A 21,733-nucleotide genomic window follows, 5' to 3' on the forward strand; every position below is an offset into this window, starting at 1 on the left:
AATTAAAAAGTTTTGATTATAAATCTATATTATTTAGTGAACAACTGCAATTTGCCTAGATATTTTTGCATGACTATGAGAAAATATAGAACACTTGTGAGCAATAAAAAACCTCAGTTATGTTGATAATTGAGGTTTTGATTAAGTGAAGAAAATGTAGCTAGAACAATTTCATTTTATTGTATGAAATTACTTTTTTGTTTTTATCAGTTATATTCATAATTGAGATTGAAGCATTACGGGGACCGTTGCTAATATCAAAATCTCCATATTTTGCGGCAATACTACGAATAGTGAAACCGTGAGTCACAAGTAGGATATTCTCTGCCCCATCAAGCTGATCAATCAGATTGAAGCCTTGATTGAGTCGTTTCCAGTATTCTTCTGCATTTTCAGCATCATGAAAGGGGTCGGCCTCTTTAATCCAGTCTTTAACCTTATCGAGTGGTTCTTTTTGAAACAAATCATAATGATTCCTGTAACCGTGCGGGCCACCAATCATTTGCCATGCTGCATCAGAATCCATGCCTTCAAAGTAACCATAAAATTGTTCGCGGAAAAATGGGGAAGCTATATGCTGCAGTACATCATTATTAGTATTGTGTGCCATGATAATATCACAAGTATCACTAGCACGTTTCAAGTCGCTAGACAAAGCAATGTCGAACGCAACACCTTTAAGAGCTTCACCAGCTTCATTGGCATCAGCAATACCTTTATCAGTTAGTGGTGTATCGCACCAACCCTGCATTTTATTATAGCGATTAATGTATGTTTGCCCATGACGAACAATATAGATTCTTTTCATTTTACCTACTTATATTTTTTTAATATACTTATTTATTGTAAAGTTTTTTTACAGTTTCAATATCTGTTTCTTGAATAGAATAGATGGAGCCAGTTGGATACATAACTGATTGACCATTATTGTGCTTAAGCCCAATTGCGTGACCTAGTTCGTGTTCCACAGTGTTAACAACTCGTTCATAACTGTAATTGTAGCTTGAGAAATTGTCAAGGTAATAGGTATTTAAGGTGGTATCTGCAGAAAATAGTTGGCCTGATTTTACGTAAAAATGGAAAGTTGTGTAGCCGGCGTAATTAACGTCTGGGTTATAGGCACTTTTAACGATAATATCAGCTTGGCTCTTATTTTTAGTTTTACTGAACGTAAAAGCCCCAGTTTCGTTCCAAACTTTGATTGCATGATTGGTAGCTACGATAAGATTCTGGTCTCCCTTTAAGTCGATATATACAGTGGCACTAGGCTGAGGCCATTTCCATTCTTCAGAAGCTGTTTCCTTTTTTGTCTTTTTTGCTACACGTTTTGCTTTTTTTGCATAGACGATTTGATTCTGTATGTTGCTAAGTGGAATATTTCCAGAGTTAAGTATATCAAAGCACCCACTGAGTGCTACTGTGGCAACTAATGCATAAAATAGTTTATTTAGAAAATGATGAAAGGTACTCATAATTTATCAGCTCCAATACTGTTGTTATTTAAAGGAAAATGTACTGCTTTCAAACTATTCTTTAACTGTATTATAGACATAAATCCTTAAAATTTCACGGATTTTGATTGAAAATATAAAAATAAAAAAACTGCAAATAAAGTATATATGAACATTATAATTTCGAAAAATATAAAAATTAATTTCTGAAAAAACAGGTGACGTTATGTTAAATAGAGTAGATGAAAAAAAGTTTGAGCAAGAGCACCTTGATCATATCTTAAAAATGATTAGAGCCAAAAAGGCGGAGTTATCCTCTTCAATTAAGTCGGCAGAAGGAGAAGCTAAGGATCTTAACTCTCACTTTTTTGATGATGTAAAACTAGACTATGACGGCTATTCCACCTCAATGGAAACAGCTTTATCAATTCATCAACAGCAGCAACTTCTTGATGAACGCGAGAATGCATGGCAACATGCAGCTAGGCAATTAACGACAATCCAAAAATTAGAGCAAAAGCCGTATTTTGCACGAGTTGATTTTAAAGAAAATGGTCAGCCTGCAGAAACTATTTATATTGGTTTAGGCTCCTTTGCTGACAAAAATGATCACTTTTTAATTTATGACTGGCGTGCCCCAATTTCTTCAATTTATTATGATGGCAAGCTTGGCGACGTTTCTTACGTTTCTCCTGAAGGTGAAATTACCGTTGAGATGACCAAGAAGCGACAATTTATGATTGAAGACGGTAAGATTGTCAATATGTTTGATACCAATGAATCGATTGGTGATCAAATGTTGCTTGAGGTCTTGGGTGAAAAGTCCAGTACGCAAATGAAGTCGATTGTGACGACAATTCAGCGCGAGCAAAATAAGATTATTCGTAATACAAGCGCTGATTTATTGTTTGTTCAAGGTGCTGCTGGGTCGGGAAAGACATCTGCAATTTTACAAAGAATAGCATACTTGCTCTATCGGTACCGTGGTAATTTAACAAGTAGCGATGTTATCATGTTTAGCCCTAACCAGCTATTTAATGACTACATTAAAAATGTTTTGCCTGAGATGGGTGAACAGAATATGGTGCAAATGACATACTGGCAATTTGTTGCACGTCGTTTGCCTGGCATGAATGTCGAAAACCTGTTTGATCAGTTTGAGGATGATTCTGCCGATTCAGCAATCAGTCAATTTAAAGATTCAACTAGTTTCTTTGACTTGCTGACTCGCTATGCAAAACACCTTAATCAACGTGGTGTAATCTTTAAGAACATTTATTTCCGTGACAAAAAGCGTCCATTTTTTGAAAATGCAAAAATCAATGAAATTTATTATTCCTACAATTCGAACTACAATTTAAGCAACCGAATTGATGCAACGCGTGAAGAGTTAATTAAATTGCTTAACCGCAAGATTAATTCTGAAGCTAAAAAGTCTTGGGTAGCTGATGAAATTCAGAGCCTGAGTCAAGAACAACTTAACGAGCTATATGACCGGCCTGATCAAGAATTTGAATCCGAGGAAAAAGAAGAAAAATTCTTAAGCCGCAAGATTGTGGTTAAGGCACTGGATAAAGTTTTCCAACAAATAAAGCGTAATAACTTTATTAATATGCGTGCGCAATACCTTAGTTTCTTGCGTCGCGTTCCGAAAATGACTGATCTTTCTAAATGGAATATTACTGAAGACCAGTGGAATGACCATGTTGAAGAAGTCAAAGCTAGCTTTAAGAACCACTATATTCATATGAATGATGTCTCTGCCTATCTTTACTTATATGACATGATTACTGGGCGGCACGTTGATTATGAAATGCGTTATGCCTTTATTGATGAAATTCAAGATTACACGCCATTTCAACTTTGCTACCTTAAATATAATTTTCCACGCGCCAAGTTCACAATGCTGGGAGACTTAAACCAGGCTATTTTCACTAAGGATGAGAGTCGAAGCTTACTTAAACAAATTAGTGGTTTGTTCGATCCTAAGAAAACTGATGTTGTTCAGCTAACTAAATCGTACCGTTCAACCAAGCAATTAACAGATTTTACTAAGCAAATTTTACGTCAGGGTGAAAAAATTGAGTCCTTTAACAGGCAAGGACCAAAGCCTGTCGTTTGGGGACGAGATGACGAGGCTGAGGCGTTAAAAGTTTTGCAAGAAGTATTAATGGAAAATGAGCAAAACAAGTTGACAACAGCGGTGATTACTAAAGACCTTGAAAGTGCTAAGTTTGTTTCAGAAAAATTGAAGAAAAATGGTGTAAAAGCCACTTTGATTGCAACCGCTAATCAGCGACTGGTTGATGGAACGTTGATTATTCCGTCATATTTAGCTAAGGGATTGGAATTCGATGCAGTCATTATGTGGGATGCCTCAAAGAAGAGCTATCACCGTCTTGATGAAACGCAACTGGTTTACACAATCACTTCGCGTGCAATGTATAAGCTTGATATGATTTATACAGGTGCTAAAAGTCCTCTACTTGATGTTGATCAAGAAACTTACGAAGAAAAATAGGTGAGGCTAAGATGGAGAAACAGGAAACATTTAAGTTTAAAAAAATTGCTGACATGTCAGGTCAAGAGGTATACTGCATTGCAAGGTTGCGCATTGATACATTTGTCACGGAACAGAAAATCACTGAGCCTGAACTTGATGATCAAGATCTTACTGCAATCCAGGTCTTTTTGCAGAACGAAGAGCAAAATAGAGCACTTGCTGTTTGCCGTATTTTTAAAGAAAATGATCAGTGGGTCCTCGGCCGTGTAGCAGTTGATGCGCAAACACGTGGACAACATCTTGGTACAAAAATGATGCAGCAGGTGCACCAATATCTACGCGACCTTGGTGTTAAGCAATTAATTTGCCATGCTCAAATGCAAGCTAAACTTTTTTATGATCAATTAGGTTATCAGACTAAGGGTGAAGTTTTTACTGAAGCTGGTATTGAACACATTATGATGTACTATAACTTATAAAAAGAAGTAAAACTTGCGTTTTTAACGTGAGTTTTTCTTTTGCAAAGAGATAATTTAACTTGATATCGTTAATGATTTGAACATAAGGTAAGGGAAAGACTAAAGATGAAAAATTATTTGCGTTTTAATCGAGACGAATGGGCATCTTTTTCTTCTAATGATGCTGTTAGAATAACGAAGGACGAACTTGCAAAAATTAAATCATTAGGGGATGTCATTAATTTAACGGATGTTCAAGAAATTTATGGTAGCCTAATTAACTATCTTTATTTGGTGTACCAAGAAAAACGTACTTTGCAGCAAAAGCAGAGTGAATTTTTAAGGCAGCATGTGCTAGCTGCACCTTTTATCATTGGTATTTCTGGTTCGGTTGCAGTTGGTAAATCAACAACTGCTCGTCTTCTACAAGTTTTACTTAGCCGAACATTTCCTAACTTAAATGTTCATTTAATGACAACAGATGGCTTTATTTATCCGAATGAGGAATTGAAACGGCGTGGCCTTTTTGATCGGAAGGGTTTTCCTGAAAGTTACAATATGAACTTATTGAGTGACTTTCTAAAGGATGTCCTTAGCGGCAAAGAAAATATTGCCTATCCGCTTTATTCACAAGAATTAAGTGATATTGTTCCAGGTAAGTATGGACATGTAAAGCAGCCAGATATCTTAATCATTGAGGGAATTAATACCTTACAGTTACCAACTAATGGGCAAATTGTTACCAGTGACTTTTTTGATTTCTCAATTTACATCGATGCTGATGAAGAACTAATTGAAAAATGGTTCATGCAACGTTTTGAACGCGTGCTTGAAATGAATAAAAATGATCCAACTAATTTTTACTATGAGATGGCTAACGGTCCTCGAGCAGATGCAATTCAATTAGCACAAGATACTTGGCAAATGGTGAATTTGGTTAATTTGCGTGAATATATTGCACCAACTAAACAACGGGCCAGCTTAATTTTGCATAAAACAACCAGCCATAAAATTGATGAAATCTATCTAAGACAGTTTTAACTTTTAGTACCTAGTTTGGGTCAATTTTGCTATACTAAACGGTATGAATACGATTTATTTATTATTAATTAAAAAATTTGCATTGCCTCCAGCGTAAAGTTTTTTCTGTAATTTAAACACGATTAAAATAAAAAGGAGAAAAAACAATGGTACAGGCAATTAACTTAAAAAAGGGTATGGTATTTAGTCAAGACGGTAAAATGATTCGGGTGCTTAAGGCAAACCATCACAAACCTGGTAAGGGCAATACTGTTATGCAAATGGACTTACGTAACATTGAAAGTGGTGCGGTGGTTCATAAGACGATGCGTCCAACTGAAAAGGTTGAATTAATCGACATTACTAAAAAGAAAGCACAATTCCTTTATAACGAAGGTGACGTTTATACTTTCATGGATTCCGAAACTTATGAACAATATGAAGTTTCTGGTGAACAACTTGGTGATGATAAGTTTTATTTGATGCCAAATATTGAAGTTCAATTGGAATTTGCTAATGACAGTAAACTCCTTGGCGTTGAATTACCAGCAACTGTTACAATGAAAGTTACTCATACTGAACCTGGTATTAAGGGTGCTACAGTTACTGGTACAGGTAAGCCTGCAACAATGGAAACTGGCTTAGTAGTTCAAGTTCCTGATTTTATCAAAGTGGGCGAAGAACTAATTATCAATACCGCTGAAGGCGTATATAAATCAAGAGCCGAAGGTAATAAATAGATACACTTAAAAACGCAGTTGAAAATGACTGCGTTTTTTCATAGTTAATCTTCCCATTTACATAAAGTGTAGCCGCGGCTAATCGCATTTTTCTTAGATATTTTAGAGATATTTCCTCTTGCAGGCCTGAGACCGCGGCAGTTAGGATTATAATGATATCTACTACCAGACCTAGGTGCAATATAAACAACGCGACTTTTTCCTTGACGGTAGTATTTTACTTGGTTAAACTGCGTTTTCTGAGTAACATTTTTATTGACGGTCAGTACTTGCTTTGTGGGTTTTTGATTATTATGTTTAACTACAAGTTCCTGTACTTTTGCTTTGGCTTGTGGTGCATCTTTTTTGTGGGTAACTTCTACAGAGCGAGCTTCATTAGTTTGATTGCTCTGATGCTCGCTTGAAGTTGAATCATTAGCGAAAAAGGTAAGGGCAAAGAAGGCAACTAGCCAAAGCCACCACTTTTGATAAAACGGTTTGTTAGATTTCATTTATAACTCTCCTTGAAGTGTTTTAGTTTATTGTAAATTATTCAAGTTGCATATAGTTAATTTTGTGGTGTAAATTCACCATAAAAATACAGTGTGAATAATATTACTTGGCCATTGGTAGTGATAAAAATAGTTGAACTTTTTGATGCAATAGTATAATTGAACGGAGGTGATATCATGGAAATAGGACCATTATCTGAGTGGGTAACAGCTATAGCAGAGATTGCTGCTGTTTGCGTGGCGCTATTTTTACCTGTCTATGATAAGAAACGTGAAAAAAAGAAAAGAACTCGTAACTTGAAAAAGGTGTTTATATTCCTCATACAAAAGGCTTTAGATGAAAATGATACAACTGGTTTGGAGGCCTACTTTAAAATTAGTTATTTGACGATTGATAGTTTAGAGAACAGGGAGATATATGCGGTAGTTCAACCTGCATTTGAAATCCTGAAAAACCCTGATATTCCAAAACAGAAAAAAGAAAAGGATCTCAAACCAATACTGGAGTATCTTAATCAAAAATAAAATAGCACTTAACTTATATTAAGTGCTATTTTTTGTTGAACTTTAAAACTTAGTTTCTTTAATATCGTCTTCTGGCCTGTGCTCCTGTACACGAATAATTTGCCAGTCAAAATCACTTTCAGGAATATCTGCTAAATCAATAGTTAGTTTGCCATCTTCATAGCTAAATTTTGGTTCAGTTCGCTTTTCGATCATTTCGATTCGGTTAGGTTCAACTGCAATACCGTCTACCACTACTTCTTGTGCTAGTGGTTTTTTAACAAAAACATATTTTTGATATTGCATGTGACGGTTTTGCAAGACAAAACCGTTGTCGCTGGTGCATGCGCATGGTTCGCTTTCGTTTAAAGCATGGCCAAAAATGTGCATCCAATTGTTGGTCGCGGTGAACATTTCTGTTGTGCTTTCACTAAGTGAATTGGCAGAATCCACTTCAACATTGATAAATATGCTGTTTCCTTCTTTACGGTGATTAATAATTTCATCAATTACATTGTCAGGAGTTAAATCAACTCCAGTTTGCGTATCAACTAGGGCAATAGTATATTTAGCACAAGCCTTTTCGAAGTCAGCTTGCAATTGATTAGTTGCAACAGCTCTAGCACCAATATTGCGTGCAGTTTTTACTAAAAAGTCAGCATCTACATCTTTGGTGCTTTTTAGTTTAAAATTTAAGATAATAGCAAAATCAGGATTCATTAAATCTCTCTCCTTAATACTCATACTATTAAGTTTAACCTAAAAGGCGGTAAATACGAAAGATGAAAATTATTATCTCACCAGCAATGAAAATGAAAGTTGATACTAATGCCTTTGCGGCGAAATCACAGCCACAGTTTTTAACCCAGGCAAAAGAACTATCCGATTTTTTAAAAAAATGCAGTTTTACGCAATTAAAGGCAATTTGGGGTGGAAGTGACCGCACTACTGAAGTAGGACAAAAACAACTCGCTGCCCTGGACATAACTGAAGTAGAGGGCTTAACGCCAGCAATTATCTCGTATTCAGGTATTCAATATCAGTACATGGCACCGGACTTGTTTACAACTGAAGCCTTGGCATACCTGCAGAAAAATGTGCGCATTTTGTCTGGTCTCTATGGTGTTTTGCGGCCATTTGATGGTGTGTGGCCATACCGTTTAGAGATGAAGAACAAAGTTTTAGGTTTTAGAGAACCAAACCTTTATAAATATTGGGGCGAAACTTTGGCCAATAATCTCTTTGATAAAAATAATGTCGTAATTAATTTGGCTTCAAAGGAATATTCAAAGAATATTACGCCGTACTTATCTGATAAACGACAAATGATTACGATTGATTTTCAGGAACAAAAAAATGGGCAATGGAAGACAGTTGGCGTTCATGCTAAAATGGCACGAGGTGAAATGGTTCGTTTTATTTCAGAAAACCAACTTAAGCAGCCGGAAGATTTGCAGGAATTTGATGATTTTGGCTTTCAGTTTGTTGCTGAAGAAAGTACATCTAGTAGGTATGTCTTTCGAACAGACTTTGACTTCAAGCGACATTAATACCGATAAGTTAGTAAATGGAGATTAGCATGGAAATTGTTTTTGTACGGCACGGTCAGACAGATTTAAATAAGACTAGGAAAATTCAGGGGTCACGGTTTGATCATGACCTTGACCAAGAGGGGCGTACATATGCAGAAGAAGCTGCAGCAAATTTTGATCCTAATCAATTTGACCTTGTATTTTGTAGTCCGATGAAAAGAGCGTTGACGACAGCGCAAATTTTTACCAAAGGTCAAAAAGAAATAATCACTGATGAGCGCTTAGTAGAGTTCAATTTCGGTGAGTGGGATGGAAAATATTTAACAGAATTAGGTAAAAAGTATCCGGATGCGATTGATCCATGGGGAAAAGCGGCAGCTAATTACGTTAAATACGCGCCACATGGCGAGACTTTTGCGGAACTTGATCAACGTTGTGGCAGTTTCCTCGATGAATTGCAGGAGAAATATCTCGATAAAAAGATTTTGGCTGTTTGTCATGGCACATTAATTAGAATGATGTTTGCCCATTATTTTACAGCAGGAGATATCAATGCATTTGAAACAATTGATAACTGCGCATTAGCTAAAATCTCATATCGTGATCATGTGGCTCGGATAAACTATTACAATCGATTATTAGTGCTTAAATAAACAGGGAAAAGAGTTCGAAAAGAGCTCTTTTTTATTGCCAAATTTTTAAGTTGATTAAAAAGTGTAAGAGCTTTTTGATTGACGGAAAAAATTATAAGAGTTAATATTTTACCAAAGTGACACGGCGTCACTTTTTAAGAAAAGGAGATGAGGAAATGGTAAAACCAACTTTCGTAAATTTACCGCAGGACAAAAAAGAGAAGATTACCCAAGCTTTACTCAACGAATTTAGCAATCATCCGTTGGCTGAGGCACAGGTGGCCCGGATTGTTAAAGAAGCTGAAATTGCGCGTGGAGCTTTTTACAAGTACTTTGAAGATTTGTCTGATGCATACGAATATCTGTATCAGCTCGCAATGAAACAAATTCATTCTTTTGTTAAGACGCCAGCAGACTATCAGCCTGAAATTTTTTATCAGAATGTGGTTGATTTCATTGATCAAACGCAAGGTAGTAAATATGCCAAATTAGTTAAAATGCATATGTTGTATAACGAGAGCACAGTTAGTAAACCATTTCCTCAGGACGTGTTAGTTAAATTAAGTCCGCAAAATTGGAGCGCTATGGTTCTCAGTCATGCTGCTATTAGGGAAATACTGGCTGAACCAACGCAAAAGGAGCTTGTTTTGTCTAAGCTTAAGGTGGGCTTGACGCTACTTAAAAAGGAGTCAGATTAATGTTTTTAGCGATTAAAGAAATTAAACGGGAAAAGTTGCGTTATGGATTGATCATTTTAATGATTTTCCTAATCAGCTACTTAATCTTTATCTTATCGTCACTAGCAGTTGGTTTAGCGAGTGAAAATACGCAGGCAATTGAGTCTTGGGATGCCAAGCAAGTGGTATTAAATAAAAATGCTAATGTGAGCATGAGTCAATCACTTTTAACTAAAGATGATTTGAGTAAAACAAAGCTAACTAAAAATGAAGCCTTACTTGGTCAGACACCTGTAGTTGCTAAAAACAGTAACCGCCCACAGGTTTCGGCCCAGTTTATTGGGGTAAAGAAAGATCAGTTTATTTACGATGATCAGGAATTAATTGCTGGTAGAAAAGCCAAAAAGGATCGTGAAGTTGTGGTCGATCAAGCCTTTCAGACAAAAGGCTATAAGCTAGGTGACAAGCTTGAATTAAACGGCTCCGCAAACAAGTATCGTATTGTTGGTTTTGTTAAAAACGCCAAGATAAATATTGCACCAATTATTTATGGTTCGTTAGCAAGTTGGCGCAAATTACGTCAAGGGATGCCTAATATAAAGTCATCTGCAATAATTTCTCGGAATGCAAATTACAGTTATAATCACACTAACAGTAAGACTTACCCGATTGCTCAGTTCATTAAAAAGCTGCCGGGTTACACAGCTCAAAATATGACTTTCCAATTAATGATTGGCTTTCTGTTCGTTATTTCGTTAATTATTATTGCAGTCTTTTTGTACATTCTGACAATGCAAAAGATGCATAATTTTGCTGTAATGAGGGCTCAAGGAATTCCAAGTAGAACTTTAGTAGCAGCAACAGTCAGCCAATCGGTTATTTTGGTTGGAGTTGGAGTAATTATTGGTTTGGCTGCAATGTGGTTAACCGCAAAAGTTCTGCCTGCTGCAGTTCCAATGAGCTTTACACCGCAAATTATTTTAAGTGGAACATGCGGCATGCTATTAACAGGAATTATCGGTAGCTTAATTCCGATTAGATCAATTTCAAAGGTAGATCCAGCTAAGGCGATAGGTGAATAAAATGGCAGTTATTGAATTGAAAAATGTTCAGAAAGTATATGGAACAGGTGCAGCAGAAGTTCAAGCGCTTAAGCAAATAGATTTCAAGGCCAATGAAGGCGAAGTTGTGTTAATCATGGGACCGTCTGGAGCGGGTAAAAGCACTTTTTTAACGATTGCAGGTTCTTTACAAAAGCCGACATCTGGACAGGTTTACATTAATGGTGAGGATATTGCTAATATTTCTGCTAAGCAAAGTAATGCATTGCGTCTGAACCAGATTGGTTTTGTTTTGCAGGCATACAACTTGGTTCCTTTTTTAACGGTTAAAGAGCAGTTTGAACTTGTTGATCATGTAAAAAAGCAGGGCAACCTTACCCAAGCAACAATGGACAAGTTATTAGAACAGTTGGGAATTACCGGACTAGTAAATAAGTATCCGAGTGAGCTGTCTGGTGGTCAGCAGCAACGTGCCGCAATTGCTCGGGCACTTTATGCTAACCCCAAAATTTTGCTGGCAGATGAGCCAACAGCATCACTTGATAGTAAAAATGTAGATGAAGTAGGTCAATTGTTTAAAAACCTTGCCAAAAATTACCAAAAGGCAGTCATTTTAGTGACTCATGACCCAAGATTGGAAAAATATGCTGATCATATTTACGAAATGATGGATGGGGAAATGATAAAAAAGCAATAGTCTCGAAAATGGTATATAATATAAAATCGAAATTTTAGGTTGCAGTTTATTTAGCAATTTTCTTCTTCTCACGTTGGATACCAAGCTATCTATGATAGGCAATAGCACGCATCAAATTTGCAATTGAGATTTGATGCTTTTGGGTATAAAAAAGTATATTGTTCTTGACAAAATAGTTTCAAATTTACTATTCTTAACAGTAGATAGCTATTTGTTATTTTATAACATAGTATAAATTACTGAATCGATAATGGTTAAAGAACAGAATCACTATTAAGTAATTACTATTTTCAAAAACTTAAATGTTCTGTTTGAAAAATAGCAAAAAATGTTTAAAGTGGATGTTTTTGATATATAGTTTTTGGGGTTTAAGTCCTATGCTAGAGGACGTTGACAGAACATTTAACATCAAACAAATAGCCAAGTAATTATAATTGAGGTAGAAAATGGAAAATCCAGAAGATAAAGCAATTGAAATAACAACAAACTACGAAAATCAAAGTATCAATTTGAGATTTTCTGATAATTTGACGGAAGATCGTGAAAGAGGCTACATTCTATCTGCCGCATTCTTTTCTTTCTGTGCATCTCAGGGGTTAAGCAAAAGTGAAGTAAATGATATGGTTTCAACTTATTATAATGAATTTTTAGATAACGAACTATAAGGTCTTCCTAGTAGACTCCTACACTGAGCTCTAACATAGAGATACTAAGATTAATCAAGGGGAATTGAATGGCAAGAAAAAAAGAAATCGGGAAAAAGAAAATTTTAAATATTGCTTATAAAATGGTTGCAAAGGATGGAGTTGAGAGCTTAACTGCTCGAAACATTGCTAAAGCAGGTCATTTTTCAACGCAACCATTGTATCTTGAATTTGAGAGCATGGATGAATTACGTAACGAAGTTTTGCGTCAAATTGCGGACAACCTTAGAAGTAATATTTTGCAGAAACAGTACACTAGTGAACCTATGGTAGACATGGATTTGGCATATATTGAATTTGCTGAGCAACATGAAAATCTTTTTCGCGCAATGTTTGTTGACGGAAAATTTGGAAGCAAGGTTATTTCTGATACTTTGATTGAACTCGGAGTTACTAAGTTTAAAGAGCAGTATAGCGACACAGATCATACAAATGAAAAAATTAAAAATATTGTAATTGCTAATTGGATTACGACAATTGGTATGGCATCGTTAATAGTTAACGGTATTGCAAGTTTTTCGCAGACGCAAATTGTAAACGTGCTGTCTGCCCAGCTTAATGATGCGGTTATTAACGATTGGCTAAGTGAGACTAGCACGGTTTCTCTGTTCGATACTGAAGATGTTAAAGAAGCTAGAGCGAAAAAAGAAAAAAATCACAAAAAATAATTTTTTAATAAAACCCATATATAACAAGGGTTATAGAATGAAAAGATTAAACTTCTATAGGCTTATGATTATGTTTTTTATCCAAAAAATACAGATGATGTTATAATTATTTAAGAAATTATTTTTCTTGAAAGGTGGTTTTTATGAAAATCCTTGCATTATCTGGTTCAAATGCCAATAATTCGTTTAATGAAGCATTACTTAAGTTTATCTCTAAGGAATTTGCTGACAAATATGACTTTAAATTAGCAACTGTTAAAGGTTTGCCAATGTTTAAAGAAGGTCAAGACACTCCTGAAGCTATTCAAACTTTGACTAAAGAAATTGAAGATGCTGATTTAGTCTTGATCGGTTCACCAGAGCAACAACACTCTGTAACTAGTGCTTTAAGTAGCGCACTTGAATGGTTATCAAGTGCAACACACCCGTTTAAGGGTAAGCCAGTTGCTATTGTTTCAACTTCTCCAATGCCTCAAGGTGCTTCACGTTCACAAAGTCGTTTGAAGAGTTTGATGACTGCACCTGGTTTTGGTGCTAAGATCTTTAATGGCGATGAGTTTATGATGGGTGTTGCACCTCAACAATTTGATGAAAATGGTGACTTAACTGATAAGTCTTCTGTTGAATTCTTAGGTCACTTCTTCGATGAAGTTGATAGTTGGTACGCACAAGTTACTAAGTAGGAGGACCAAGAATGAAAATTTTAGCAATTGTTGGTACAAACGCTGATTTCTCATACAACCGTTTTTTAGCAAAGTTTATTGCTAAGCGTTATGGTGACAAAGCAGATATTGAAGTAAAAGAAATTGATAAGTTAACACCATTCTGTAGAACAGAAATGGCTGATGACACTATTAAGCCTTGGATCGAAGACGTTAAGAATGCTGATGGTATCATCATCACTACACCAGAATACGACCACACTATTCCTGCTGCATTAAAGAGTAGTCTTGAATGGTTAGGTTCACACGCTGGTCCTAACGTAATGAAGATGAAACCAGTTGCTGTTGCTGGTGCTTCATACGGTACTCAAGGTACTGGTCGAGCACAAGAAGATATGCGTGAAATTTTACTTTCACCAGATATGAGTGCTAACGTTTTGCCAGGTAACGAAGTTTTGATTGGTCAAGCTCCAAGCAAGTTTGACAAAGAAACTGGTGAATTAACTGACGAAGCAACAATCAAGCAATTAGATGGTATGATGGATAACTTCTTCAAGTTTATTGAACAAGCAAACAAATAATCTTTTGCTAGATTGTTTAGCAGAGAGTAAAATAACCGGATAGGATTAACTATCCGGTTATTTTTGTCAGGAAGGAAATTGTTGATGACTGCCCCAATTGTGTTGCCAATAAAATCTGTTCGTAACCCTCGTGATATCGGAGGATATGTAGGATTTGATGGCCGAAAAATTCGCCCCCACCGTTTACTGAGGACTGGTAATATGAGTGAAATAACGCCAACTGATGAGCGGTTTTTGCTAGATTACGGCTTACGTACAATTATTGATTTACGTTCACCAGCTGAGTGTAAACAAAATCCGGATAAAGAGTTGGACAATGTAGAGCACTATGCTTGTCCACTTTCTGCTGAAGATAATACTGGTGGGCACGGACTTGATATGAGTAAAGGATTTGCTGAATATCGTAAAGACCAATATGCAGGTTTTAAGTTGATGTGTCGACGCTATCATCACCATATCCTTAATAAGTCAGCTCAACGAAGCTTTCATCATATTATTAAATTGATAGCAGAAAATGATGACGGGGCAATTCTTTATCATTGTTCTGAAGGTAAGGACCGTACGGGTCTGGTAACGATTATTATTTTATACATTTTAGGCGTAGATATGGAGGTAATTCGACAGGACTATCTTTATTCAAACTACATGTTGAATGATTATCGTGCAGTTCGTGACCAGCACTTTAAACAAGCAGGAGAAAATGACAATTTCCGTGCCAATATGCGTGTTTTAGGTTCGGTTGCTAATTCTTATTTTGACACCAGCTTAATCACTATTAATGAAAATTTTGGTGGTCTTGATTCATACATTACTAATGAACTTGAGATTGATGATCAAATGAAAGAACTAATTAAAGAAAAATACTTGGAGAAATAGAAAACATAATGATTAAAAATTTAACTTTAGAGCAGGCAACAGGTCAGCATCATGCCTTAGGTACCTCAATTACTTTACAAATTTTTGGTACAACTGATGATACTTTGATTAATGAAACGTTTGATCTGATTGATCACTACGAAGATTTATTGACGGTAAATCGTGAAAATTCAGAGGTAATGGATATTAATCATGCTGCAGGTAAGGAACCGGTTCAGGTTTCAAGTGCTGTCTATGGTTTGGTTAAGTTAGCAGTTGAACAAAGCCGCGAAAACTTTGGCTTTAATGCATTGATTGGTCCGTTAGTTAAGCTGTGGGCAATTGGGTTTAAGGATGCGCATGTTCCAACTGATGAACAAATACAAGAAAAAATGAAATTGATTGATCCGTTTAGTGTTGAATTAGATGATAAAAATCAAACAGTCTACTTGAAGAAACCTGGGATGGAACTGGACTTAGGTGGTATTGCTAAAGGCTGGATTGCTGATCGAATTCGTGACTTTTGGCATGCTTACGGCGTCAGAGCTGGCATCATTAATCTTGGTGGTAACATTTTACTTGTTAATGATTCGCCTAAGCGTACGAATGGTCAGTGGACAGTTGGTATTCAAGATCCTAAGAAGCCGCGTGGCAATAACATTTCAACAGTAACGGTCCCAGAGTGCTCAGCTGTAACCAGTGGTACGTATGAGCGTTATCTAGTTGTAGATGGTCATAAGTATCATCATTTGATTGATCCAAGAACTGGCTACCCAGTAGAAACTGATTTGGCTGGCATAACTACTTTTACCAAGGACTCAGTTGAAGCTGAAATTGAATGCAAACGGCTTTTCTTTGCGGGACATCCAATTGAAGGCTGGCATGACGATCCTGATCGAATTGGCGCCGTTTTTGTATATAATGATGAACACGTTGAATATGATAATTTTGATCAGTAAAGATTCAAAACTGCTTTTACAGTATGGTAAAAGCAGTTTTTTTATTAAGTAACAAAAAACCAAAGCTAAAATTTGACCAGCTTTGGTTTTTAAAATAATTGAATTTATTTAATAGTGATAGCCTTGTGGCAGAATTCGTGTTGAATTGTTGCTTTTGGAAGCCAAGCAATTGCACCATGATCGTAGTTCATGTTCTTGCCACCAGTACCAGCACCATCATGCTTTGAGTAGTATAGAGGGTCATAAACTAAGAATTTACCTTTTTCATAGCCAACAATAACTTTGCAGTGGTTACGTACATTGTCACCAGGTTTTTGGTATGAAGAGAAGCCGTAATAAAGAACAGGCTTTCCACCTTGAACGTACATTCTAATGTCGTCTAAGGTTAATTTCTTGCTAGAAATGTTAATAACATTTTTACCTGTCTTAAAGGTACGAGCATATTTAGCTAAAGCACCAGGACGGATTACATAGCCAAAACCGACACCAGTGTATACATCACCTTTTTGACCACCCTTAGTTGGTTGCATTGGTAAGTTGTCTTGTACTTTCTTTAAGAAACTTGCAGTAATCTTTTGACCTTGTGAGCCAAGTAGCATCGACATTGAAGCACCTGCACAGCCCCAAGGTGTTTTAACCGGAACATATTGGCTGACATATGGCGCCTTAACAATTTTAGCTTGGTTAGGTGTTGCTACAGCGTTTTTGTTAATATAGCCAATTGTTGGTTTGCCTTTTTGGTTAATCCAGTAGTATTTTTTACCGTTGTGGGTAAAAGTTTTGCTGACATTAAAAGTCTTGTGGAAGTATTTTGAGCTAGATTTTTTGTTCTCAAAATTGCCTTGATAAATGCCGTAGTTCTTCTTAACAATGGCTACTTTAAAAGTCTTAACCTTTTTATTTGAAGCAGTTGTTGTTTGCTCCTTATTAGTGGTCGAAGGCGCTTTTGTCTGATCGGATGAAGACGGCGTCTTTGTTTGATCAGCTTTCCCAGCTTGATCTGTTTGGTCAGTTTGACTAGGTTGCTGTGTTTGAGTTGTTTGACTGCTTTGAGGTGATTGAGCCTCATCAGCAGCGCTAACAACCGAAACGATACTTGAGCTTGCAATCGGAGCAGCAAGCAAGATTGCAGCAGAAAGTGTCTTTATTTTTTTAAGCACTGATTTTTTATCCACTTTTTTCCTCCAAAATTTCATATATTATTGTTAAATTATCTTACCAAAACTAGTTTACTACAATCACCAATTAATTTGTCATATTTTTAAATGGAAAAAGTTAATCTAAAAAAAGAGTAATAAAAAAGGCAATCGTAGTTGCTTTTCATTTGTTTAACCTTTTTATGCAGCTGTCCGACTAATACTAAAAATATAGTTGAACATACCATTAGATAGGCCTGGTGTACTATAAATTATAAAACGTAAAAATGGTGAATTAAGTGTTTGTTGAATAAACCATGGATTTTGCAAAGCATTGAGCATCGACAAAATTATATAGACGAAAAAGTAGCTAGCAAAAAATTGAGCGGTTGCGCCTAAAACACCATCTAAAAGCGTACCAAAACTGGTTGAGTGAGGCTTTTTGCTTGGAAACCAGCCTTTAACAATTTTGATTAGCCATTTACCAACAAATAAAATAATGAAAAAGGCTAAGAACCGAAAAATCATTAAATTGGTACTGGGAGCTAAACTGGTTTGAATGTTTTGACCAGTAATTTGGCTATAGAGCCAATTGCCAACAGGATTTTGAAATAAGATTGCAGCGATAAAAACAACTGCTGCGAAAATTAAATTAATAATTAATTTGGTAAAACCAGTTTGGTATCCCTTATATGTTTTTAGGGCCAAATAGACTAAAACAATTAAAGTAACAATCATATTGATCTCCTTTGACGATATTATAGCGTATTTTGCTGATTTAGACTTTGACGGCAGTCAAAAAATATTTCATAATTAATAAGATATAATGGCTTTACAATAAGCCGCTTTTAGCGTTAAATTTATAGGGTGTGAAACAAGGTTTCACGGGTGAAAAATGAATCCTGAACAATTTGTCCAAGAATTATCAAAGCGTAATTTTAAATTAAATGAAAAGCAAATCAACCAATTTAACCAATACTTTACTAGTTTGATTGAAGCTAATCAGCATGTTAACCTCACGCGAATTACTGAAGAAAATGATGTTTATCTTAAGCACTTTTTTGACAGTGTTACGCCACTATTCATGTTTGATGAACTTTTTAAATCGGGCAGTGAATTATGCGATGTTGGTGCTGGTGCGGGTTTCCCATCAATTCCGCTCAAAATTATAAAACCAGAAATCAAAGTCACTATTGTCGATTCTCTAGGTAAGCGATTAACTTTTTTGCAAGAACTTGTTGATAAGTTAGATCTAAAGGATGTAACACTTGTTCATGGTCGTGCCGAAGACGTCGGTCAAAACAAGCAATACCGTGAGCAGTTTGATCTTGTAACTGCTCGTGCAGTTGCCAATATGGCGGTATTGAGTGAATATTGCTTACCACTAGTCAAAAAAGATGGTAATTTCATTGCACTTAAGGGGCCTAAAGCTGATGATGAGTTAAAAGATAGTCAAAAGGCAATCACAACACTTGGTGGGAAGGTAAGTGAGGTTGAAGAACTGCAATTACCTTATAGTGACGAAGAAAGAACGCTGATTCTTGTTCAAAAAGTCAAAATGACACCCAAGAAATATCCACGACAAGCGGGAACACCGCATCGTAAACCAATTCATTAATAGGGGGACAATCACATGTCACTATTTTCTTCTTTAAGACATCACGATGAAATTCCTAAAGATAAACAAATTCAAGATATTGAATTAACTAAAATCGTTCCAAATTCTTATCAACCAAGACGTGAGTTTTCAGATGAGTCAATTCGTGAATTAGCAACGACGCTTGATAAGGAAGGATTGCTGCAACCAATTGTGGTTCGCGAACAGGGCGAGCAATACGAAATCATTGCGGGTGAGCGTCGTTTTCGTGCTGCTAAACAATTAGGCTGGGAAACCATTCCTGCAATTGTTAACAATATGGATGAAGCTCAAGCTGCATCATTAGCGCTGATTGAAAACTTACAAAGAGAAGACTTAAATCCAATCGACGAGGCGCAAGCATATAATAATTTAATGAAACTAAATAATTTGACGCAAACAGCTCTTGCGCAAAACATTGGTAAATCTCAATCATATGTTGCCAATAAGATGAGATTGCTGAAGTTATCGCCTAAAGTTCAAAGCTATCTTGCTAGTGGACAAATTTCGCCGCGACATGGTCGCTGCCTGGTAGGCTTAAGCCAAAAAGACCAAGGACGTGTTTTAGATGAAATCTTGGACAATAATCTTAATGTTAGTGATACAGAAAAAATTGTCAAAGACGTTGATGGCTACTTTGAAAATAAAAAAGAACAGGACAAGGCGGAAAAAACAAAGCGCGCTGTCAATCGAATACCTAAGGACATGCAGGTTCAAATTAACACAATTAAGCGTGCAGTTAAGTTAGCTAAAGAATCTGGCATCAAAGTTAAAGTCAAGGAAAACAATGATCCTGATGATTATATGATTACGATTGAATTAAAGAGAAAGTAGGTTGCACATGGAAAATATGGTAAGTGTAATTTCGGTTGCTAACCAAAAGGGTGGCGTTGGTAAAACTACTACCACTATTAATTTGGCGGCTTCGATTGCAGAACGTGGCTACCGCGTTTTAATTGTCGATATTGATCCACAGGGGAATGCAACTTCTGGCTTAGGAATTGAAAAATCGGAAATTGATCAAGATATTTACAGTGTGTTGATTAACGATGTTCCACTCAAAGACACAATTTTCCATACTTCAACTGATAAGCTGGATTTAGTACCAGCCACCATTAATCTTTCAGGAGCAGAAACTGAACTAATCAGCATGATGGCACGAGAAACAAGGCTTAAGTCAGCGCTTGATACAGTTAGTGGCGATTATGATTTCATTTTTATTGATTGTCCACCTTCTTTAGGACAGTTATCAATTAATGCCTTTACAGCTTCAAACTCAATTTTAATTCCAGTTCAAAGTGAGTACTATGCAATGGAAGGATTAAGCCAATTGCTTAATACTATTCGCCTAGTTCAAAAGCACTTCAATAAGGACTTAGGTGTTGAGGGTGTGTTGCTTACCATGCTGGATGCACGTACTAATTTGGGCGCAGAAGTTGTTAAAGAAGTTAAGTCCTATTTCACAGATAAGGTTTATAAAACTATTATTCCCCGAATAACTAAACTAGCAGAAGCTCCAAGCTACGGCGAAGCAATTACAGAATACGCACCTAATTCAAGAGGTGCCAAGGTATACGATGATTTAGCTAAGGAGGTGTTGAAGAATCATGGAAAGAGAATCAAAAAATAAAGAAATGAAGCGAAAAGGCGGTCTTGGCCGCGGGATTGAAGCGCTATTTGAAGATGAGCCACAGATTGAAGAAACTGAAGAAGAAATCAAGGACCTTGATCTTGGTGATATTAGACCCAATCCTTATCAACCACGTAAGAGTTTTGACGATAAAACTCTGAAAGAACTATCGGATTCAATTAAGGAAAATGGCGTTTTTCAACCAATTATTGTTCGTAAGTCTGTTAATGGTTATGAGATTATTGCTGGTGAGCGCCGTTTCCGTGCTTCCAAGTTAGCCAAGAAAACAACAGTCCCAGCGATTGTACGTGAATTCACCGAAAGCCAAATGATGGAAGTGGCTGTTCTTGAAAACTTACAACGTGAAGATTTGACACCGCTAGAAGAAGCTCAAGCCTATGAAATGCTACAAAAGAACTTGGGCTTAACACAGGAAGAAGTTTCAAAACGAATGGGCAAATCACGTCCATATATTGCCAACTACCTGCGTTTACTTACTTTGCCTAGCAAAACTAAGCACCTTCTGCAGCATGGTGACCTTTCAATGGGTCAGGCTAGAACACTACTAGGGCTAAAGAACAAAGATAAAATTGATGAGGTTGCCAAGCAAGTAGTTAAAGAGGGGATGCCTGTTCGTAAGGTAGAAGCCCTTGTAGCTAGTCTTAACGCAAAGAAGCCTCATAAGAAGACGACCAAAAAATCAGCCTTTATTCGAGAAAGTGAGCACCAATTATCTGATAAATTGGGTTCCAAAGTTAATATTTCCGAAAGCAAAAAAGGTAACGGTCGTTTATCAATTGGATTCTCCTCAGTCGATGAGCTGAACAGAATTCTCGATATCTTGGGTGTTGATCTTGATGAGTAAGACAATCAGTTATAACTTAGCAGATACAGTTTTAATGAAAAAACCGCACGCCTGCAAAGTAAATGAGTGGGAAATTTTGCGTTTGGGCGCAGACATTCGTCTAAAGTGCATGGGCTGTGGTCATATTGTGATGATGCCGAGATCAAAGTTTGAACACAATCTTAAAAAAGTTATGACTAAGGCAAATGATCCTGTAAATAAGAAAAACGAGTTCTTTGTACCAAAGGAAAATATTGCCCAACCAAATTTTAATCAAGATAATAATTAATTT

General features: G+C 36.4%; 27 protein-coding genes. 21 read left to right on the top strand and 6 right to left on the bottom strand.

From position 1 onward, the window contains the following. Window positions 1–160 precede the first annotated feature (160 nt). A complete protein-coding gene (locus DKL56_RS00800) occupies window positions 161–808 on the bottom strand; it encodes a histidine phosphatase family protein (protein ID WP_074426047.1) in 648 nt (215 codons plus the stop codon). Window positions 809–836: 28 nt separating this feature from the next. After that, entirely contained in the window at window positions 837–1,472 is a 636-nt protein-coding gene (locus DKL56_RS00805) for a matrixin family metalloprotease (RefSeq protein WP_074426046.1), read from the bottom strand. Window positions 1,473–1,677: 205 nt separating this feature from the next. On the opposite strand from DKL56_RS00805, the gene helD reads away from it, so the two are divergent. The 4 genes from helD (at window position 1,678) to efp (ending at window position 6,172) form a co-directional block, all read left to right on the top strand. Then, entirely contained in the window at window positions 1,678–3,972 is a 2,295-nt protein-coding gene (gene helD, locus DKL56_RS00810; protein WP_109715054.1) for an RNA polymerase recycling motor HelD, read from the top strand. An 11-nt stretch (window positions 3,973–3,983) separates the two neighbouring features. Continuing rightward, a complete protein-coding gene (locus DKL56_RS00815) occupies window positions 3,984–4,433 on the top strand; it encodes a GNAT family N-acetyltransferase (RefSeq protein ID WP_109715055.1) in 450 nt (149 codons plus the stop codon). A gap of 105 nt (window positions 4,434–4,538) precedes the next feature. After that, the gene (coaA, locus tag DKL56_RS00820; RefSeq protein ID WP_109715056.1) at window positions 4,539–5,453 is read left to right on the top strand and encodes a type I pantothenate kinase; all 915 of its coding nucleotides are present in this window, start codon (window positions 4,539–4,541) and stop codon (window positions 5,451–5,453) included. A gap of 146 nt (window positions 5,454–5,599) precedes the next feature. Beyond that, entirely contained in the window at window positions 5,600–6,172 is a 573-nt protein-coding gene (gene efp / locus DKL56_RS00825) for an elongation factor P (RefSeq protein ID WP_109715057.1), read from the top strand. 44 nt (window positions 6,173–6,216) lie between these two features. On the opposite strand, the gene DKL56_RS00830 is transcribed toward efp, so the two are convergent. Beyond that, a complete protein-coding gene (locus tag DKL56_RS00830) occupies window positions 6,217–6,663 on the bottom strand; it encodes a hypothetical protein (RefSeq protein ID WP_109715058.1) in 447 nt (148 codons plus the stop codon). A gap of 177 nt (window positions 6,664–6,840) precedes the next feature. Between DKL56_RS00830 and DKL56_RS00835 the strand changes: the two genes are divergently transcribed. Continuing rightward, entirely contained in the window at window positions 6,841–7,188 is a 348-nt protein-coding gene (locus tag DKL56_RS00835; RefSeq protein WP_109715059.1) for a hypothetical protein, read from the top strand. A 42-nt stretch (window positions 7,189–7,230) separates the two neighbouring features. Here the strand turns inward: DKL56_RS00835 and DKL56_RS00840 are convergent, their stop codons facing one another. Then, entirely contained in the window at window positions 7,231–7,887 is a 657-nt protein-coding gene (locus DKL56_RS00840) for a hypothetical protein (protein WP_109715060.1), read from the bottom strand. A gap of 62 nt (window positions 7,888–7,949) precedes the next feature. Here DKL56_RS00840 and yaaA point away from each other — a divergent pair, with 62 nt between their 5' ends. From yaaA to DKL56_RS00895, 11 genes are all read left to right on the top strand, one after another. After that, complete coding sequence (gene yaaA, locus DKL56_RS00845) at window positions 7,950–8,717, top strand: peroxide stress protein YaaA (protein ID WP_109715061.1); 768 nt, start codon at window positions 7,950–7,952, stop codon at window positions 8,715–8,717. A 29-nt stretch (window positions 8,718–8,746) separates the two neighbouring features. Continuing rightward, window positions 8,747–9,352 (top strand): histidine phosphatase family protein, encoded by a 606-nt coding sequence (locus DKL56_RS00850; RefSeq protein WP_109715062.1) that lies wholly within the window; start codon window positions 8,747–8,749, stop codon window positions 9,350–9,352. Window positions 9,353–9,507: 155 nt separating this feature from the next. Further along, on the top strand, window positions 9,508–10,029 hold the full coding sequence (locus DKL56_RS00855; RefSeq protein ID WP_109715063.1) for a TetR/AcrR family transcriptional regulator: 522 nt from the start codon (window positions 9,508–9,510) through the stop codon (window positions 10,027–10,029). Then, complete coding sequence (locus DKL56_RS00860; protein WP_109715064.1) at window positions 10,029–11,090, top strand: ABC transporter permease; 1,062 nt, start codon at window positions 10,029–10,031, stop codon at window positions 11,088–11,090. The genes DKL56_RS00855 and DKL56_RS00860 overlap by 1 nt, the downstream gene beginning before the upstream one ends. A 1-nt stretch (window position 11,091) precedes the next feature. Beyond that, a complete protein-coding gene (locus tag DKL56_RS00865; protein ID WP_109715065.1) occupies window positions 11,092–11,766 on the top strand; it encodes an ABC transporter ATP-binding protein in 675 nt (224 codons plus the stop codon). Window positions 11,767–12,212: 446 nt separating this feature from the next. Beyond that, window positions 12,213–12,431 (top strand): hypothetical protein, encoded by a 219-nt coding sequence (locus tag DKL56_RS00870; protein ID WP_074426029.1) that lies wholly within the window; start codon window positions 12,213–12,215, stop codon window positions 12,429–12,431. 68 nt (window positions 12,432–12,499) lie between these two features. After that, complete coding sequence (locus DKL56_RS00875; protein WP_109715066.1) at window positions 12,500–13,138, top strand: TetR/AcrR family transcriptional regulator; 639 nt, start codon at window positions 12,500–12,502, stop codon at window positions 13,136–13,138. A 143-nt stretch (window positions 13,139–13,281) separates the two neighbouring features. Beyond that, entirely contained in the window at window positions 13,282–13,821 is a 540-nt protein-coding gene (locus DKL56_RS00880; protein WP_109715067.1) for an NADPH-dependent FMN reductase, read from the top strand. An 11-nt stretch (window positions 13,822–13,832) separates the two neighbouring features. Further along, a complete protein-coding gene (locus DKL56_RS00885; protein ID WP_074426026.1) occupies window positions 13,833–14,381 on the top strand; it encodes an NADPH-dependent FMN reductase in 549 nt (182 codons plus the stop codon). Between the two features lie 84 nt (window positions 14,382–14,465). Then, window positions 14,466–15,257: a tyrosine-protein phosphatase gene (locus tag DKL56_RS00890; RefSeq protein ID WP_109715068.1), complete on the top strand. Its 792-nt coding sequence runs from the start codon at window positions 14,466–14,468 to the stop codon at window positions 15,255–15,257. Between the two features lie 8 nt (window positions 15,258–15,265). Next, window positions 15,266–16,195 (top strand): FAD:protein FMN transferase, encoded by a 930-nt coding sequence (locus DKL56_RS00895; protein WP_109715069.1) that lies wholly within the window; start codon window positions 15,266–15,268, stop codon window positions 16,193–16,195. 104 nt (window positions 16,196–16,299) lie between these two features. Here DKL56_RS00895 and DKL56_RS07935 read toward each other — a convergent pair whose 3' ends face one another. Next, window positions 16,300–17,370, bottom strand: coding sequence for a C39 family peptidase (locus tag DKL56_RS07935; protein WP_338035261.1), 1,071 nt, complete (start codon window positions 17,368–17,370; stop codon window positions 16,300–16,302). Between the two features lie 162 nt (window positions 17,371–17,532). Next, the gene (locus DKL56_RS00905; protein WP_109715070.1) at window positions 17,533–18,069 is read right to left on the bottom strand and encodes a CvpA family protein; all 537 of its coding nucleotides are present in this window, start codon (window positions 18,067–18,069) and stop codon (window positions 17,533–17,535) included. Window positions 18,070–18,226: 157 nt separating this feature from the next. Between DKL56_RS00905 and rsmG the strand changes: the two genes are divergently transcribed. Genes rsmG through DKL56_RS00930 form a run of 5 tightly spaced genes read left to right on the top strand, consistent with a single transcriptional unit; the run spans window position 18,227 to window position 21,730 of the window. Continuing rightward, window positions 18,227–18,949 carry a 16S rRNA (guanine(527)-N(7))-methyltransferase RsmG gene (gene rsmG, locus DKL56_RS00910; RefSeq protein ID WP_109715071.1) on the top strand — a complete coding sequence of 241 codons (723 nt, stop codon included), beginning with the start codon at window positions 18,227–18,229 and terminating at the stop codon, window positions 18,947–18,949. Window positions 18,950–18,964: 15 nt separating this feature from the next. After that, a complete protein-coding gene (gene noc, locus DKL56_RS00915) occupies window positions 18,965–19,801 on the top strand; it encodes a nucleoid occlusion protein (RefSeq protein WP_109715072.1) in 837 nt (278 codons plus the stop codon). Window positions 19,802–19,817: 16 nt separating this feature from the next. Continuing rightward, entirely contained in the window at window positions 19,818–20,597 is a 780-nt protein-coding gene (locus DKL56_RS00920; protein ID WP_046306204.1) for a ParA family protein, read from the top strand. After that, complete coding sequence (locus DKL56_RS00925; protein ID WP_109715073.1) at window positions 20,575–21,462, top strand: ParB/RepB/Spo0J family partition protein; 888 nt, start codon at window positions 20,575–20,577, stop codon at window positions 21,460–21,462. Before DKL56_RS00920 ends, DKL56_RS00925 begins: the two co-directional genes overlap by 23 nt. Then, complete coding sequence (locus tag DKL56_RS00930) at window positions 21,455–21,730, top strand: DUF951 domain-containing protein (RefSeq protein ID WP_074426018.1); 276 nt, start codon at window positions 21,455–21,457, stop codon at window positions 21,728–21,730. Before DKL56_RS00925 ends, DKL56_RS00930 begins: the two co-directional genes overlap by 8 nt. Window positions 21,731–21,733: the final 3 nt, after the last annotated feature.

It is taken from the genome of Lactobacillus apis, from assembly GCF_003150935.1.
Classification (GTDB): Bacteria; Bacillota; Bacilli; order Lactobacillales; family Lactobacillaceae; genus Lactobacillus; species Lactobacillus apis.